Origin of the sequence: Flavonifractor sp. An4, assembly GCF_002161755.1 — a bacterium.
GTDB lineage: Bacteria > Bacillota > Clostridia > Oscillospirales > Oscillospiraceae > Flavonifractor > Flavonifractor avicola.
The window spans coordinates 129,913-145,123 of sequence record NZ_NFIL01000004.1; the positions used below are offsets into that span (position 1 = coordinate 129,913).

15 protein-coding genes are annotated in these 15,211 nt (G+C 58.2%); 4 read left to right on the forward strand and 11 right to left on the reverse strand.

The genetic code is table 11. The features are described 5' to 3' along the window. Positions 1-15: 15 nt before the first annotated feature. The 6 genes from rpoD to csaB form a co-directional block, all read right to left on the reverse strand. Positions 16-1,362 (reverse strand): RNA polymerase sigma factor RpoD, encoded by a 1,347-nt coding sequence (gene rpoD, locus B5F94_RS03570; protein WP_242955465.1) that lies wholly within the window; start codon positions 1,360-1,362, stop codon positions 16-18. Then, entirely contained in the window at positions 1,355-3,145 is a 1,791-nt protein-coding gene (gene dnaG / locus B5F94_RS03575) for a DNA primase (protein ID WP_087327740.1), read from the reverse strand. The genes rpoD and dnaG overlap by 8 nt, the downstream gene beginning before the upstream one ends. A gap of 127 nt (positions 3,146-3,272) precedes the next feature. Next, complete coding sequence (locus B5F94_RS03580; RefSeq protein ID WP_087327743.1) at positions 3,273-4,277, reverse strand: deoxyguanosinetriphosphate triphosphohydrolase; 1,005 nt, start codon at positions 4,275-4,277, stop codon at positions 3,273-3,275. Positions 4,278-4,373: 96 nt separating this feature from the next. After that, positions 4,374-5,069 carry an HAD family hydrolase gene (locus B5F94_RS03585; protein WP_087327746.1) on the reverse strand — a complete coding sequence of 232 codons (696 nt, stop codon included), beginning with the start codon at positions 5,067-5,069 and terminating at the stop codon, positions 4,374-4,376. Positions 5,070-5,134: 65 nt separating this feature from the next. Then, positions 5,135-6,211 carry a glycosyltransferase family protein gene (locus tag B5F94_RS03590; protein ID WP_242961077.1) on the reverse strand — a complete coding sequence of 359 codons (1,077 nt, stop codon included), beginning with the start codon at positions 6,209-6,211 and terminating at the stop codon, positions 5,135-5,137. Then, entirely contained in the window at positions 6,208-8,439 is a 2,232-nt protein-coding gene (gene csaB / locus B5F94_RS03595) for a polysaccharide pyruvyl transferase CsaB (protein WP_087327749.1), read from the reverse strand. The genes B5F94_RS03590 and csaB overlap by 4 nt, the downstream gene beginning before the upstream one ends. 122 nt (positions 8,440-8,561) lie before the next feature. Here csaB and B5F94_RS03600 point away from each other — a divergent pair, with 122 nt between their 5' ends. From B5F94_RS03600 to B5F94_RS03610, 3 genes are all read left to right on the forward strand, one after another. Continuing rightward, positions 8,562-9,077, forward strand: coding sequence for a DUF4330 domain-containing protein (locus tag B5F94_RS03600; protein ID WP_087265626.1), 516 nt, complete (start codon positions 8,562-8,564; stop codon positions 9,075-9,077). Between the two features lie 77 nt (positions 9,078-9,154). Further along, positions 9,155-9,709: a phosphatase PAP2 family protein gene (locus tag B5F94_RS03605; protein WP_087265624.1), complete on the forward strand. Its 555-nt coding sequence runs from the start codon at positions 9,155-9,157 to the stop codon at positions 9,707-9,709. Between the two features lie 2 nt (positions 9,710-9,711). Next, positions 9,712-10,257 carry a GNAT family N-acetyltransferase gene (locus tag B5F94_RS03610; RefSeq protein ID WP_087265622.1) on the forward strand — a complete coding sequence of 182 codons (546 nt, stop codon included), beginning with the start codon at positions 9,712-9,714 and terminating at the stop codon, positions 10,255-10,257. 45 nt (positions 10,258-10,302) lie between these two features. Here the strand turns inward: B5F94_RS03610 and B5F94_RS03615 are convergent, their stop codons facing one another. Both B5F94_RS03615 and B5F94_RS03620 read right to left on the reverse strand, forming a co-directional pair. Further along, on the reverse strand, positions 10,303-11,496 hold the full coding sequence (locus tag B5F94_RS03615) for a coenzyme F420-0:L-glutamate ligase (protein ID WP_087327752.1): 1,194 nt from the start codon (positions 11,494-11,496) through the stop codon (positions 10,303-10,305). 107 nt (positions 11,497-11,603) lie between these two features. Continuing rightward, positions 11,604-12,479: a LysR family transcriptional regulator gene (locus B5F94_RS03620; protein WP_242965567.1), complete on the reverse strand. Its 876-nt coding sequence runs from the start codon at positions 12,477-12,479 to the stop codon at positions 11,604-11,606. A 120-nt stretch (positions 12,480-12,599) separates the two neighbouring features. Here B5F94_RS03620 and B5F94_RS16410 point away from each other — a divergent pair, with 120 nt between their 5' ends. Further along, positions 12,600-12,743 carry a hypothetical protein gene (locus B5F94_RS16410; protein ID WP_158094701.1) on the forward strand — a complete coding sequence of 48 codons (144 nt, stop codon included), beginning with the start codon at positions 12,600-12,602 and terminating at the stop codon, positions 12,741-12,743. 83 nt (positions 12,744-12,826) lie between these two features. Here B5F94_RS16410 and B5F94_RS03625 read toward each other — a convergent pair whose 3' ends face one another. From B5F94_RS03625 to B5F94_RS03640, 3 genes are all read right to left on the reverse strand, one after another. Next, a complete protein-coding gene (locus tag B5F94_RS03625; RefSeq protein ID WP_087327755.1) occupies positions 12,827-13,393 on the reverse strand; it encodes a hypothetical protein in 567 nt (188 codons plus the stop codon). Positions 13,394-14,124: 731 nt separating this feature from the next. After that, positions 14,125-14,532, reverse strand: coding sequence for a hypothetical protein (locus tag B5F94_RS03635; RefSeq protein ID WP_087327761.1), 408 nt, complete (start codon positions 14,530-14,532; stop codon positions 14,125-14,127). A 221-nt stretch (positions 14,533-14,753) separates the two neighbouring features. Beyond that, positions 14,754-14,966, reverse strand: a complete 213-nt coding sequence (locus B5F94_RS03640) for a hypothetical protein (RefSeq protein ID WP_087327764.1) — start codon at positions 14,964-14,966, stop codon at positions 14,754-14,756. Positions 14,967-15,211 lie beyond the last annotated feature (245 nt).

Consider the following 15,211-nt stretch of genomic DNA (forward strand, 5'->3'; position numbering starts at 1 on the left):
CCCGCTTTTCGTTTGTTAGTTCAGGAAATCCTTCAGCTTCTTGGAGCGGGAAGGATGACGCAGTTTACGCAGGGCCTTGGCCTCGATCTGACGGATACGCTCACGGGTGACCTTGAACTCCTTGCCCACTTCCTCCAGGGTGCGGGTGCGGCCGTCCTCGATGCCGAAGCGCAGCTTGAGCACCTTCTCCTCGCGCTCGGTGAGGGTACCCAACACGGAGACCAGCTGCTCCTTCAGCAGGGTGAAGGAAGCAGCCTCGGAAGGCTCGGAGGCGTCCTCGTCGGGGATGAAGTCGCCCAGGTGGGAATCCTCCTCCTCGCCGATGGGGGTCTCCAGAGAAACGGGCTCCTGGGCAATCTTCAGGATCTCCCTTACCTTGTCCACCGGCATATTCATCTCCTCGGAGATCTCCTCGGGGGTGGGATCGTGGCCCAGCTCCTGGAGAAGCTGACGGGAGACACGGATGACCTTGTTGATGGTCTCTACCATATGGACGGGGATACGGATGGTACGGGCCTGGTCAGCAATGGCCCGGGTAATGGCCTGACGGATCCACCAGGTGGCGTAGGTGGAGAACTTGTAGCCCTTGGTGTAGTCAAACTTCTCCACGGCCTTGATGAGACCCAGGTTGCCCTCCTGGATCAGGTCCAGGAAGAGCATACCGCGGCCCACATACCGCTTGGCGATGGATACCACCAGACGGAGGTTGGCCTCGGCAAGGCGCTGCTTGGCCGCCTCGCCACGCTTCACCAGACGGCGAAGCTCCTTGATGTCGTCCTCAGACAGGGCGATCTCCTCGCCGGCCTCCTTGGCCCGCTCCATATCCTCCAGCTGCTCCTTGGCAGCGTCACCGGCGCCCATATCCTGGGCCAGCTGTACCTCCTCATCGGGGGTGAGCAGGTTGACTTTGCCGATCTCCTTCAGATACATACGGACCGGATCGTCAATGCCGAAGGAGTCCACCAGAGTGTTGGGGTCTACGATCTCCTCTTCGGGCAGGTCTTCGATTTCATTGAGCTCCTCCAGAGGAGGCATGGTGTCGTCGGCCAGCTCGGGCAGATAGTCGTCGCCTACCGTGTCGATGCCCAGGTTCTCCAGGGTATCGTAGATCTTGTCCATCTGCTCGCTTTCCAGATCCAGGTTCTCCAGCACGTCCATCAGTTCGCTGGAGGAGAGCTTGCCGTTTTTCTTGCCGCGCTCGATCAGCTCCGCCAGTTTTTCGGCGCCCTGGACGCCTTCCACCACCTTCATGACCTCGATCTTGCCCTGCTCCATCTTCTTCGCGTTGTCGCGGGCCAGCTTGGCCTGATCCTCCAGGGTCAGGGTGAGCTCTTTTTTACCGGTGGTCTTCTTTTCACTCATGCGGTTGTCCTCCATATGATTTTTTCTCTCTGAATTTATCCCGGGCTGCCAGCAAAGGGTCCAGCCCGACGCCGCCCCGCTTGGCGGCTTCTGTCTCGATAATCTCTAAGTAGTCATGCAGCGCCTGGCTGCGATTGGAACGGGTCTCCGGTTGCTCCAGAATTCCGGTGATGTGGCTCATCTCCTCCGGGTCCAGCGATCCGGACAGTGCGCCCAGTTGTAAGCTGAGCCCTTGGCTGTGCCGCTGCTTGAGCAGCACATAGAGCTTGGCCAGCAGGGGAGAGGAGAACTGGGACGGGTCCAGTCCATCTGTCTCGGGCAGCAGGCCCGGGTCCAGCAGCAGCAAGCGGATCACACCCTCCTCCGCACGAGCGGAGCGGATATTCTCGTAGTGCAGCTGCCTGGATTTGGGCTGGAGCTGAACGGCGGGGGTCAGGTCCTTTTTTGCCTGGACTTTTCTGGCCCGCCAGGCCCGGTCCTTTCGGTAGCGGGCTACCTCCTGGGCCATGGCGGTTCCGGAAATGCCGGCTGCTGCTGCTGCTTTATTGCCGTAGATTTCCCGCTCAATAGGGCTTTGAAGGGCGGCGATGGTGGCCACAGCTTCCTTTAGATAGGCCAGCCTGCCCTCTTCGCTTGACAGGTCATGTTTTGCCTGCAGACTGTCCAGCCGGTAGTCGTTTTGTCCGGCGCTGCCATTGAGGCACTTCTCAAAAGCGGCAGGGCCAAACTTTTTAACGAAATCATCCGGGTCCTGTTTGATGGGCTTGCCCTCGGCATCAAAAGCGTTGGGCAGCTGGAGTACCCGGACGGTGAGGTTGGCGTTTTTCAAAATGTTAAGCACCCGGTCGGTGGACTGCTTGCCGGCGGCATCATTGTCGTAGCAGAGCACCAGCTCCTTGGTGTACCGGGCCAAAATGCGGGCGTGCTCCTCAGTGAGGGCGGTTCCCATGGTGGCAACCACATTATCAAAGCCCGCCTGGTGCAGGGTGATCACGTCGATGTTGCCCTCCACCAGAATCAGGTTGGGCCGCTTGGTGTTCTTGGCGAAGTTGAGGGCGTAAATGAGACGGCCTTTTTTGAAGAGCACCGTCTCCGGAGTGTTCAGGTACTTGGCGCCCTCCAGTCCGGGGAGCAGGCGGCTGGTGAAGCCCACCACCTCGCCCCGCACATCAATGACCGGGAGCATAAGCCGGGACCGGAACTTGTCATAGATGCCGCCGTTCTTTCCGGCTACTGCCAGACCGGCGTCAATCAGATCCATTTTGGTGTAGCCCTTGGCAGTCATGGCCTTTGTGAGGGCATCCCACTGATCGGGCGCGGCCCCCAAACCGAACCGGGTAGCGGTACGGGGAGAGATCTGCCGTTGGGCGATATAGTCCCGCACCTGCTGGCCGCCGGGACCAATGAGATAGTCGTGGTAGAAACGGGCTGCGTCTTTGGACAGCTCCAGCAGTCGGGACCGCTTTTTGCGATAGGCCTCGTTTTCTCCGGCCTCCGGCACCTCAAGACCTGCCCGCTTGGCCAGCAGCTTTACCGCGTCCAAAAAGGGGAGATTCTCCATCTCCATGACAAAGGAAATTACGCCGCCACCCTTGCCGCAGCCGAAGCAGTGGTAGATCTGCTTATCGGGAGAGACGGAGAAGGAGGGGGTCTTTTCGTTGTGGAAAGGGCACAGGCCCCACAGGTTGTTTCCCTTTTTCGTGAGGTGGACATAGGAAGAGACCACGTCGGCAATGTCGCTGCGGGCCACCAGATCGTCAATGAATTGTTCTGGTATCGCCACAGGCATCCTCCTTCCGACTATCTTTTCCAATCAATGCCAATCTCATACGCTGGTATATGTAAAGTTAAATGCCCTTACGGCACAAACGCCTTTAAAAGCATTTATACTCTGATGGTGTAAGCATAAATCACTTTACGCTCCAGGACTTCGGGATGAAAGCGTCGCTGAACTGGTCCACGGCATATTTATCGGTCATGCCGGAGATATAGTCGCATACGGCGCGCTCTACGCCCTCCTCCACCCGGATGTCCTGATATTCCGGAGGCAGCTTGTCCGGGTCCTTCACATAGTACTCAAACAGGCGGCGGATCATGTCCTGGGCCTTTCCCTCCTCGCCCTTGGCTACCGGGCTGCGGTAGACATATTCAAACATGAACTCCCGCAGTTCATTCATAGCGTCCCGGCAGGCGGGGGACTGGACAATGTCATTCTTTCCGGCGGACTGGGTGATGATGTCCACCGTCAGAGTGTTGATTCGCTCAGAGTGGGTGAAGCCCAGTACCTGGGAGACCGAGAGGGGCAGGTCCATGGGATAGATGATCTTGCCCCGCATGGCGTCGTCAATGTCGTGGTTGATGTAGGCGATCTTGTCGGCCAGCCGCAGCAGACGGCCCTCCAGGGTCTCGGCCTGGTCGGAGCCGGTGTGGCAGAGAATGCCCCGGCGCACCTCGTAGGTCAGGTTGAGTCCCTCGCCGTCCCGTTCCAGACGGTCCACTACCCGAAGAGACTGCTCGTTATGGGCAAAGCCTCCGGGCATGATCTCATTGAGGACCCGCTCTCCGGCGTGTCCGAAGGGGGTGTGGCCCAGATCGTGGCCGTAGGCGGCCGCTTCTGCCAGATCCTCATTGAGGCGTAAGCCCCGGGCGATGGTGCGGGCAATGCGGCTGACCTCGATGGTGTGGGTCATGCGGGTGCGGTAGTGGTCCCCCTCCGGCTCCAGAAAGACCTGAGTCTTGTGCTTGAGCCGCCGGAAGGCCTTGGAGTGGACAATCCGGTCGATATCCCGCTGAAAGCAGGTCCGGGTGGGGCAGGGCTCCAGAGGCACCAGACGTCCCCGGGAGCGGGCGGACAGGCAGGCATAGGGGGAGAGCAGGGCCGCCTCGGCGGCTTCGGTCTGTTCACGCAGTACCATGGGCGCTCACCAGCCTCTCAGCAAATTTCAACCTTTACTCTTTATACGCCGCAGCCTGGATAAAACCCTTCTTTTTTTGTAAATTTTCTATTGTGCTCACAAATCCCCCTGATGAGGGTGGCTGGATTCGTCATTTTGCTCGCCGGTAAGCAGGGCCAGAAGCTCGGCGGGGGTAGAGATGATCTGCTGTGCACCCTGTTCGGTCAGAAATTGCGCGTCACGGAAGCCCCAGCTCACCGACAGACAGGGCAGACCGGAATTGCGGGCGGTCTGGATATCCACCTCGGAGTCGCCTACATAAACGGCCTCTTCAGGCTGAGCGCCCAGTTCCTTCAATGCGCGAAGTACCGTGTCGGGAGCAGGCTTGCGGGCAACTCCCTGGGATTCACCGATGGCCACCTTTACCCGATCGCCAAAGTAGGTCTGACACAGACCTTTGACAGCGCCGTCAAATTTGTTGGATACCACTGCCAGTTTGATCCCGGCCTGATTCAGACCGTCCAGCAGCTCCAGCACACCGGCGTATGGAGCGGTGCGGTTCTCCATATTCAGCAGGTAGTGGGCCCGGAAATCAGCCAGACACCGGGCCTCCAGTTCTTCAGGGGTTCCCTCGGGCACGGCACGGTGAATGAGCAGGCCTACGCCGTTGCCCACAAAGCGGCGTACCTCATCCAAAGAGCGGGCGGGCAGTTTGTGGAGGGCCAAAGCATAGTTGGTACTGTCGGCCAGATCCTGAAGGGTATCCAGCAGGGTGCCGTCCAGATCGAAAATCACGGTGGAATAGGGAATCATAACAAGCCTCCTTATCAGCAATGGCAGGAAATGCGGGCGGTCCGTGGGACCGCCCGCATTGTGGGTCAGTAGAGTCCGTTGGCAGAGAGAATCTGGGTAACCTGCATGGCACGGTTGGACCAGGCGGCGGCAGCCCCATGTTCCCGCCGGCGGACGGCAGGCCAACCATCCGGTTCTTCCAGAGCACGGATGCACAGCCGCACAAACTCGCCGGGGCTGTGGGCGGCGTAGATTACGTCAGGGAAATGCTCCACATGGTCGGGGTAGAACATAGCCACAATGGGCTTGCCGGAAGTGAGATATTCATAGACCCGGCTGGGTACGATGTCGGCGCCGTAGTCAGACTGCCGCAACAGATGAAGGCACACGTCGAATCGGGACAGATAGTCTGGAATATCCACCGGCAGCTGGCGGCCCAGCAGACGGACGTTGGGAAGGGCCTCCAGGGTGCGCAGCTGGGGATTGTAGGGCTCTACCTGCCCTACAAAGACAAAAGTGCACCGGGGCAGAGCCCGGGCGGCCTGGATGGCCGGTGTCAGGTCAAGATCCTCCCAAATGGTGCCCACAAAGCCCAGAATGGGCCCGGTGAGGTCGGCCAGGGGAGCGGGACACTCATTGTCTGGCCGGGAGAACATGGGATAGCTTACCCCATTGGGAAGCAGGGCAATGTTGTCGCTGCAGGGGGAGAGGTGGTCCACCAGCCCCTCGGAGGCGGCAAAGATCACGTCGGCAGCCAAGGCCAGGTCGCTCTCCCACTCGGGTGGAGTGTCCAGCCAGTCCTGGGCGCAGTCATATACCAGCCCCTGATGGGGGATGGCGTCCAGCAGATGGACCTGCTCCGGGGAAGTGCACCAGAGCAGGGGCTCCCGAAAGCGATGCATATCCATCAGCTTAAGAATATGGCGGGTCAGCTTGCGGTCCCGGACAAACCGGAGCAGCCGCTGATCCTCGGAGGCCTCGGGAGCAGGCGGGAGGGCATATACGGTCAGGCCGGGGCGTACTTTGCGGCCGGGCTTGCGGTAGTTCCGGGAAGGAGGCTCCAGAAAGAGGATCTTGGCATCCTTCAACCGGGTCATCAGCTGCTGGGTGCGGGTGGGGATGGTGCTCCAGGGTTGGGAGGAGAGGCACAGGATCTGTTTCAACGGGACACACCCTCCAAAAGCCGGCGGGCAGTCTCCTGGTTGCGCTCCTCCACCTGGCGCAGCCGCTCCACGCCGCCGGACAGAAATTCGGTGTCTCCGATCCGGGCATAGACTGCGTCGATGTAGCCGCACAGGGATTCCGCCGTCACCTTATCCAGGTCGGTGTACAGATCCTGGCCGATATAGGAGAGGAAAGAGCTGATTTTCTGGTCGTATACCACGCCCACCAGAGGCACACCCTGGCCGGCGGAAAAGACGAGGGCGTGCAGACGCATAGAGATAACCGCCTGCATCCGTGCAAACAGACCGATAGTGTGGTCGGAACTGCCGGTATGGGTAAGAATATGGTGGGGGGCCTTCATATACTTAGCAGCCAACTTGGCGGCATCCACATCCAGACGCCGCTCAATGGGCAGAAAGACGGGGGTCAGGCCGTATTTCTCATAGGCGTAGTCGGCGGCGGCGGCAAAAACGGGGGCCTTGGCCTCAAAGCCCGGCCAGGGCCGCAGGGCAAAGCCGATATATTTTCCGTTGGGATCGATGCCCTGGCTCTCCAGAATGCCGTCCACCACAGGCGCGGGAGCGGCGGGCAGAATGACCGTGGGGTCGGCGGAGAGAATGATTTCCGGGTGGGTGACCTTCATGTCGGTCAGCTCCTCCCGGGAGTGAGTATCCCGCAGGGTGATGGCGTCCACGCTCTTCTGGAGCACCTTGGAGGCCCGTTTCCGATTGGAGGGGGAGTGGATGGGACCGATGCCGCAGCCGTACATCATAACCTGATTGCCCAGCCGCTTGGCCCAGGAGATGGTGAAGAGATAGAACCACAGGGAGCGATGGCTGGTTACGTCCTGCATCAGGGAACCGCCGCCGTTGATATACAGCTTGGTTTTTCGCATCCGCCACAGGAACTTGGGGAAGGCAAAGGTGTAGATGGAGTTGACACGATAGGTGCGCCGGGTATCTTCCGGGCTGCGGGAGAGCACCCAAATGGGAAGGTCAGGGTCCACCTGGCGCAGCTCGGTGACAATGGCCTCCAGAATGGCATCGTCGCCGGCGTTGCCCCGGCCATAGGCTCCGCATACCAGAGCGCCATCCCGCCGGCCGGTCTTGCGGGCCTGGCGGCGGAGAATGGTGTCATAAATGGAGAGCTGTCGCTGGAGGGTGCTCTCCAGAGAGTAGTCCTCCTTGGCCCTCTGATAGAGCCGCTGGCCCATATGCTGGCGCAGCTCCGGGTCCTGAGCCAGCGCAATGAGGTGGCGGGAGAGTCCCTCCGCGTCCCCTGCCTCAAAGAGGAAACCGTGGATACCATGCTCGATCAGGTAAGGCACGCCGCCTACCCGGCTGGCCACTGTGGGCAGGCCCGCCCGGGCGCCTTCGGTGAGGGAGTAGGGGAAGGTCTCGGAGAGAGAGGTGAGGGTATTGATGTCCAGAGCATTGTAGAAGCTGTCGGTGTCGGACACCCAACCGGCAAAGCAGACCTGCTTGGCTACTCCCAACTGGTTGGCCAAGTCCTTCAGCATTCCCATCTGCTCGCCATCACCGGCGATAAGCAGCCGCAGATGAGGGCAGACTTTATAGGCCAGAGCAAAGCCGCGGATCAGAGTAGCAATATCCTTGACTGGGTTGAGGCGGGCGGCAATGCCCACCACAACGGAGTCCTGGCCGGCGTCCAGCCCCACGCTCTTCCAGTATTCCTCCCGGGAGAGGGCGGGGGTACGGGGGGCAAAATCGATGCCGTTGTAGATGGTGAACAGCTTGTCCGGATCAAAGCCGCGGGAGATGAGCAGATCGGTCATGGCATCGGACACGCCGATGCGGTAGTCCAGCTTCCGCAGAGCGATGGTGTTGATGGTGCCGTAAGTGATGCGGGAGAAGGGGCGGCCCAGGTAGTCCAGTCGATAATCGGAGTGGACAGTGGTAACCACGGGCAGACCGGTGGCCTTCCGCAGCAGAGCGCCCATCAAATTGCCCCGGGCGCCGTGACAGTGAAGGATCTGATAGCCCCCCTCCACGATCATCTTTTTCAGGGTGTTGCGGGTTTTCAGCAGATTGTGTCCAGGCAGGACCACAGTGGGAATGCCAAGTTCCCGGGCCTCCTGAGCAAATGGACCTTCCATAAAACATACCATGGTAACATCGATGGTATGGGCAAGATTTTTTAGCAGGGAATGAACGTGGGTCTTGGCGCCGCCGCTGTCGCCGCCGGAGATGAGGTGCATGACCTTCATGGAATCAAAACCTCCAAAGAAAAAAGAAAGTACTTGTGTCTCGGTGGGGATCTATGATACAATAACCCGGTACCATTGTACCAAGTGCGACATGAATTTACAACCTCGGAGGCTGCAAAAAGATGATAGACGAAAAGGGAAGACTGTTTGGTAAAATCAACATCGTGGATCTGCTGGTGATCCTGGTGGTTATTATTGCGGCAGTGGTTTTGGGTATGAAGTTCCTCAAGCCGGGCAGCAGTGGTGTTGTAGGCGGAGGTTCCACCACCACCCATGTGGAGTATACCGTGCTGGTAGAGAGCGTCCAGCCGGCGGTTTATGAGAGCATCAAGGAGAATTATATCCCCTCCACCCTGATGGCCTCTGGCGAGCTGCTGGACGGCCAGGTCACCGCTGTGGAGGCTAAGCCCCACGGCGGAGATGTGACGGTGAGCACGTCTGGCGACACAGTGGCCTTTACAAATGACAAGGGCCTGCTGGATCTGACCTTCACGGTTGAGTGCAATGTGGCCAACCCCATTACCACTGAGATTGGCACCCAGGAGGTGCGTGTGGGTAAGAACCACATCCTCAAAACCGATAAGTTTGAGCTGAATGGCGTGGTCCTGGACTGCACCTGGAGCGAGAACGCCGAGTAAACCGGCTGAGATCGATCAAAATAGAGAGGGCGGCGGTCATGGTACCGCCGTCCTTTTTCCAATAGGAGGAACTTATTATGCCCCAATGTCTGCTGCAGATAGACGGCGGTATTCTGCTCTGGATCCAGAACTTCCTGCGCTGTGCTGTGCTGGACCCGATCATGATCATTTATACCCAGATGGGTGATGCTGGCATCCTGTGGATTGTGCTTTCTGTGGTGCTGCTCTGTATTCCCAGGACCCGCAAAGCGGGTTTTGTCAGTTTGATAGCCATGTTGCTGGGCCTGCTGTGTACCAATGTGGTGCTCAAGCATCTGGTGGGCCGTACCCGGCCCTGGCTGATGGTAGAAGGGCTGATTCCGCTGGTGGCAGAGAACGACCCCAATTCCTTTCCTTCGGGCCATACCTGCGCCGCCTTTGCGGCGGCCTCTGCCTGGTGCCGTACCCTGCCCCGGCGGTGGATGAAGATCGTCGCCGTGGTAATGGCGGCTCTGATGGGCTTCTCCCGGCTCTATGTGGGAGTTCACTTCCCTACAGACGTGTTGGCCGGTATGGCGGTTGGCCTGCTGTGCGGCTGGCTGGCCTGGCTCATCTGGAAGCGGCTGGCCGCCTGGCGGGGCTGGGAGGCATAACCATGCGGGCGGAAGAAATGCAGACCACTCTGCGGAATGGAAGCCGGTGTCTGCTTCGCAGTCCCCGCCCGGAGGACGGGGAAGCGGTGCTGCGCCATCTGCGCCGGGTGGCAGCAGAGAGCCCTTTTACTGCCTTTCTGCCGGAGGAGATCAGCAATACCCTGCGGGAAGAGCAGGCCTTTCTCAAGCGGCAGCTGGCCAGTCCGGGCAGACTGATGTTGGCCGGATTTGTGGAGGGCAGGTTGATTGGGCTGGGGGGCGTGGGCCCTGCGGCAGCCAACCGAAAATGCGGTCACCGGGCTGAATTGGGATTATCTGTCCGCTGCCGCTGGTGGGGGCAGGGCCTGGGCCGGATGCTGATGGATGGACTGTGCCGGGAAGCCAGGCATATGGGCTATGCCCGCATGGAGCTGTCAGTGATGGAAGACAATGTCCGGGCGGTGGCCCTCTATGAGAACTGTGGGTTTGAGCGTTTTGGCCTGCTGCCCGATGCCTACCGTACAGAGGGAGACAGTCAGGCCGCCATTTTGATGAGCAAGGTATTATAAAATGGACGCCAGTCCCTATGGGACCGGCGTCCATTTTATATGTGCTTATTCGGTGGTGTAGTTGTCAAAATAGCCCTGGATGTAGACAATGGGGGTACCCTTGTCGCCGGAGCCGGAGGTCAGATCGCACAGAGATCCGATCAGATCGGTCAGGCGGCGGGGGGTGGTGCCCTGAGCAGCCATCTTACCCACGAGGGAGCCGTCCTTCTTCTTGATCTCGCCCTTAATGGCCTCGCGCAGAGCCTCGCCGGACAGAGCGGCAAAGTCATTGTCAGCCAGGTACTTCAACTTCAGCTCGTTGGGGGTGCCTTCCAGACCGGCGGTGTAAGCGGGGGAGACCACCGGATCGGCCAGCTCCCAAATCTTACCCACAGGGTCCTTGAAGGCGCCGTCGCCGTAGACCATGACTTCCACGTGCTTGCCGGTGGCCTTCAGCAGCCGGGCCTGGATTTCCTCCACCAGATCCTGGCAGGGACGGGGGAAGAGCTTCACCTTGTCCTCGGTGGACTTGTTGGAGCCCAGCAGGCCATAGTTTTCATTGTAGCCGCTGCCGTTGATGGGAGCGGTCATGATCTCATCCAGGCAGAACACCTTCTCGGCGCCGGCGGCAACCAGGCGGCGCTTGGTGCGGGCGCGGGTGTGGATGTCGCAGGCCAGCACGTTCTTGGTGTAGGCCAGAATAGCCCGGGGATCGTTGGCGAAGATGACCTCCACCTCAGCGCCAGACTCACGGATCAGATTGGAATAATAGTCCACATAGTCCACGCCGGTAAAGGGGTGGGTGGTGTAGCCGAACAGCTCGCGGTAGCGCTCCAGAGAGAGCACATCCTTGTAGGGGTCCACACCCTTTTCGTCCATCACGTCCTCATCAATGAGGTGATTGCCCACCTCGTCGGAGGGATAGGACAGCATCAGGACCACCTTCTTGGCGCCCTTGGCGATGCCCCGCAGGCAAATAGCAAAACGGTTGCGGCTGAGGATGGGGAAGATCACGCCAATGGTCTCTCCGCCCAGCTTCGCCTTTACATCGGCGGCAATATCGTCCACCGAGGCATAGTTACCCTGGGCGCGGGCCACAATGGCCTCAGTCATGGCGACTACGTCGCGGTCGCGTACGGAGAACGCGCCATCGTTGACCGCCTCCAGGACAGACCTGGTGACGATCTCGGCCAGGTCATCTCCGCTGCGGATAATGGGGGCGCGGATACCCATGGATACGGTGCCGACCATCCGGCTCATAGAACAACACTCCTACTATAGTTGGATTCGCTGCGGTATTCCCGTAACATTGAAATTATACTATATTTTTTTCTGCTTGTAAAAGGTTTTTTCTTTGCAAACGAACTTTATTCGACGGATACCCACTGCCGGACCACGTCAAGAAAACGGGCGGTCAGAGGGGAAAGCGGCTTGCCCCGGCGAACGGCCAGGGTGATGTCCCGATAGCGGGGATGTTCCAGAGGGATGGCGGCGAAATTGCGGCCGGTACCCTGCAGAACCAGTTCTGGTCGGATACTGACACCCAGCCCCTGCTCCACCATGGCCAGGATGGCAAAGTCGTCGTTGACGGTGTAGCGTAGGTTGGGATGGATGCCCTCCTCCTGGAAGATCTCTCCGATCTCCACATCCCGCTCCTCAGGAATCCAGATGAAAGGGTCCTGGGCCAACCGTTCTATGGGATAGAAGGGGGCGTGTGCCAGAGGGTGGTCCGGTGGGAGCACCGCCATAAACTGATCACGGCGCAGGGGAAAGACCTCCAGATCGTCTCCGGCGGGCAGTCCCAGAAAACCACAGTCTGCCTGCCCCTGGCGGATCAGGTCCTCCACCTCTGCAAACTCCCACTTGCTCAGTAATTCAAAATGGATGCCGGGATAGCGCTGGAGAAAGAGCTTCATAATAGGAGGCAGCCAGTGGATGGATACGCTGGCGAAGGTGCCCACCCGCAGGGTGCCACGGGTCAAACCGTGGAGATGGGCAGCCTGCTCCTCCAACTCCTTCTGGGCGTTGCACACAGCTCGCAGATATGGAAGCAGTGACTCACCGGCTGCACTTAGATGCACGCCGCCCCGTCCCCGGACCAGCAGCTCCATGTCCCATTCCTGTTCCAGCGCGGCGATCATCCGACTGGCCGCCGATTGGGTGTAGCCCAACGCCTCAGCTGCCTTGGTAATCCCACCCAGTTCTACTGTTTTCAGCAGGATCTGATACTTGATCAGGCTCATATCAATCATTCCGTTTCATCATGAATTTCATGAAAAAGATTCGTTTGCATCATAGTAAACTCTATTGTATACTATAACCAGAAGGAAGGCAAGAGCGAACGACAGAAAGGAGCGATTTCCATGAAGAAGAACAACGCAATGGTAATGAATCGGAAGAACAACGGCTATGAGCTGATGGGAAAGGGTATGTCGGTCAACGTCATGCGCACCTATTGGAAGGGAAGCCCCTGGAAAGCGCTTCGGGACTGCGTCCGCAGCGTATAATTTGATCTTTGCTCCGGTTGGGGAGAACCGATAGAAGCCCGGAGGGCCTGCCGAATGGCAGGCCCTCCGGGCGGTTTTTTATATTATGCCCCCAAGTCTGCTGCCTGAGGGAAGGGATAGGTTGTGCTGCCGATGGTAATGGATTCCACCTGGCTCAGGTCAAAGGCCTGGGCAGGGGTAAAGCGGAAGACATGGATGCCGTCCCGACTAGACCCGGGGTAGGGACTCTCGCCAGATCCCCAGGTTCCGGCATAGGCGCTGGGAATCTGAGTAATCAGCTCCGAAGTGCCGTCCCGGTAGTTCAGCCGTGCATCTGCCAAAATTTCCTTTACGCTGACCAGCCAGCTGCCGCCGTATGTGTCCCTGACCAGATAACCCTCCAGCTGCGGGGGCAGCTCTATGTCGGAAAGCTTCTCCAGATCCAGAAGTACCTCCGCACCGGAGACGGCTGTCCACTCCTCCAGAGTGGGGGTCTGCATCTCCAGTTCAATATAACCTGCGCAGATGGAGATTTGATAGATGGTGCCCTCCTGGGTATATTCGGAAAATTCCGGCTGGTCGGGCCGCAGACCCCAGGCTTCCTCCATCTGCCGGGTGGTATTGACCACTGTAATGTCTGCCGGGCAGCTGAGGGTCTGGCTCTCGGTCACCGGTATGATCACCGGGCCGTAAGCAGCGATGGGCTTACCCTTACACGGACACTAGACAGAGTAGAACTGACCGCAGAAGTACGCCCTGCGGCTCCAGTGTGGCGTGTAGCAATGGTAATCCAGGTAAGAGTAAAAGAGGGCCGTGTACAATGGGTGCAGACGTTTGACAACATACAGGAACTTGAGAGGTGTTATGGAAGTTTCTCTGATAGAATCCAACATAGACTTGGTTGCTTCCGTGGCCCGAAAGTTTAAAGAAGATGACGACTTGTTTCAAATTGGCATGATTGCTCTTTGGGAAGCCTCTGAAAAATGGGACCACGTTCACCCATTTCGTCCGTGGGCCAGACGGGTAATCAGGCACCGGATGATAGACCATAGAGAACCTGCACAGGACTTCTTGTCCGTCTGTGCACATCGCCTTCATTGTGATCATTTGGATTCCCCCTGTTGTGTAGTGGGTGTGGCGATACCCCTATACCCCTCTCCGCAACCGCCCCCTCGTTTTCCGCTACCCCCTACCGGGTGGGGGTGGTGGTAGGGTGTACCCCCCTCCCCCCTTGCCTGCAACAGTCCAGAGGCAGCGCCACGCCACGGGCAGGGCCTCCGTTATAATGCCCAACCAGCAGCCAGGAGGGGGGTGACGCTTATTGCCCCAAGTTTACCGAAACGCTGTATCCATTGCGGCACAATACTTTAAAGATTTATGCCAACTCAACAAAATAACTATTTTATTGAGTACGCTTGTCTTTGCGGCCCTTGGGAGGTGTCCCGAACGATACAGAGACCTTGAGGAGGCCAGCACCATCCGCTTCCGGCCTGTCGGTGTATCCTCCATAGGGTTTTTGCTTGAGCAGGAAGATTGCCGCCGCGTCGGTCCTCTGCTCCAGGCGGTTGCGGATCTCCAACATAGCTTTTTGACAGATCTGCGGGTGTCTCTTGTATCCCGGCTCCCCCGCCTCCCACACTTTCCACTCCTTCTCAGTGACACCGAGATGCAGGAGCAAACCGGGCTTTGTGGGCCTTGTCCCATCGGCGTCACAGGCGGAAAAGTAGTCAGCGCAAGCCTGATCCAGCTGGGGAGCCGTGTAGTAGGTAAGCAAGCCCTCTTTCTCCCGCTGTTTGTCCGTCTTGTACATCTGTGACACCTCCCTCCGGGCCGTAACCTGCAAGTCTTTCGTTCTACTATAAGGGTGCGAGGGGGAAGCGTGTTATGTGACAAGTCATTACGCTAAAGTAAAACCGCAATCCATTGTCTCACAGCGGATTGCGGCTTTAAAAATTTTTTTGTTTTGGGAATCCTAGAGTGTGTGTTATCTAGCTTTACACCTCGTTAAGTGGCTGAAAAAGTTATAAAATCCTATGTTTCCGCGTCCTCTGTTCCCGCCTCTTCCAGCGGCTTTACAGCCTCCATAACGGCATCAATAATAAACCTATTTACGCTCTTTCCGGCCCGCTCTGCGGCGTCCTGGATAGCGTCCTTTGACCCAGCCGGGAAAGCAACAGAAAGCCGGTCGAGGTTGGCCCTGTCCCACCGCCTGTTACTCTCTCTTTTCTTCTCATTATAAGGCATGATGAACCCCCTTTTCTTGTTTCAAGTGTATCATGCATCAAAACACTTAACAAGTGCGCACAATGCACAAAACAGCTTGCTTAACCTTGTGCATCATTGCTGATTGACGGCACTTAATAAGTGCGATATGATATAGCCACAACAAAGCCAAACCGCAAGGAGGAATCACAATGAAAATGTACAGCAGCTACCGCGAAGCGTGCGATATCTTCGAGTCCATCAGCCCTGAGTTCATTTACAGTATC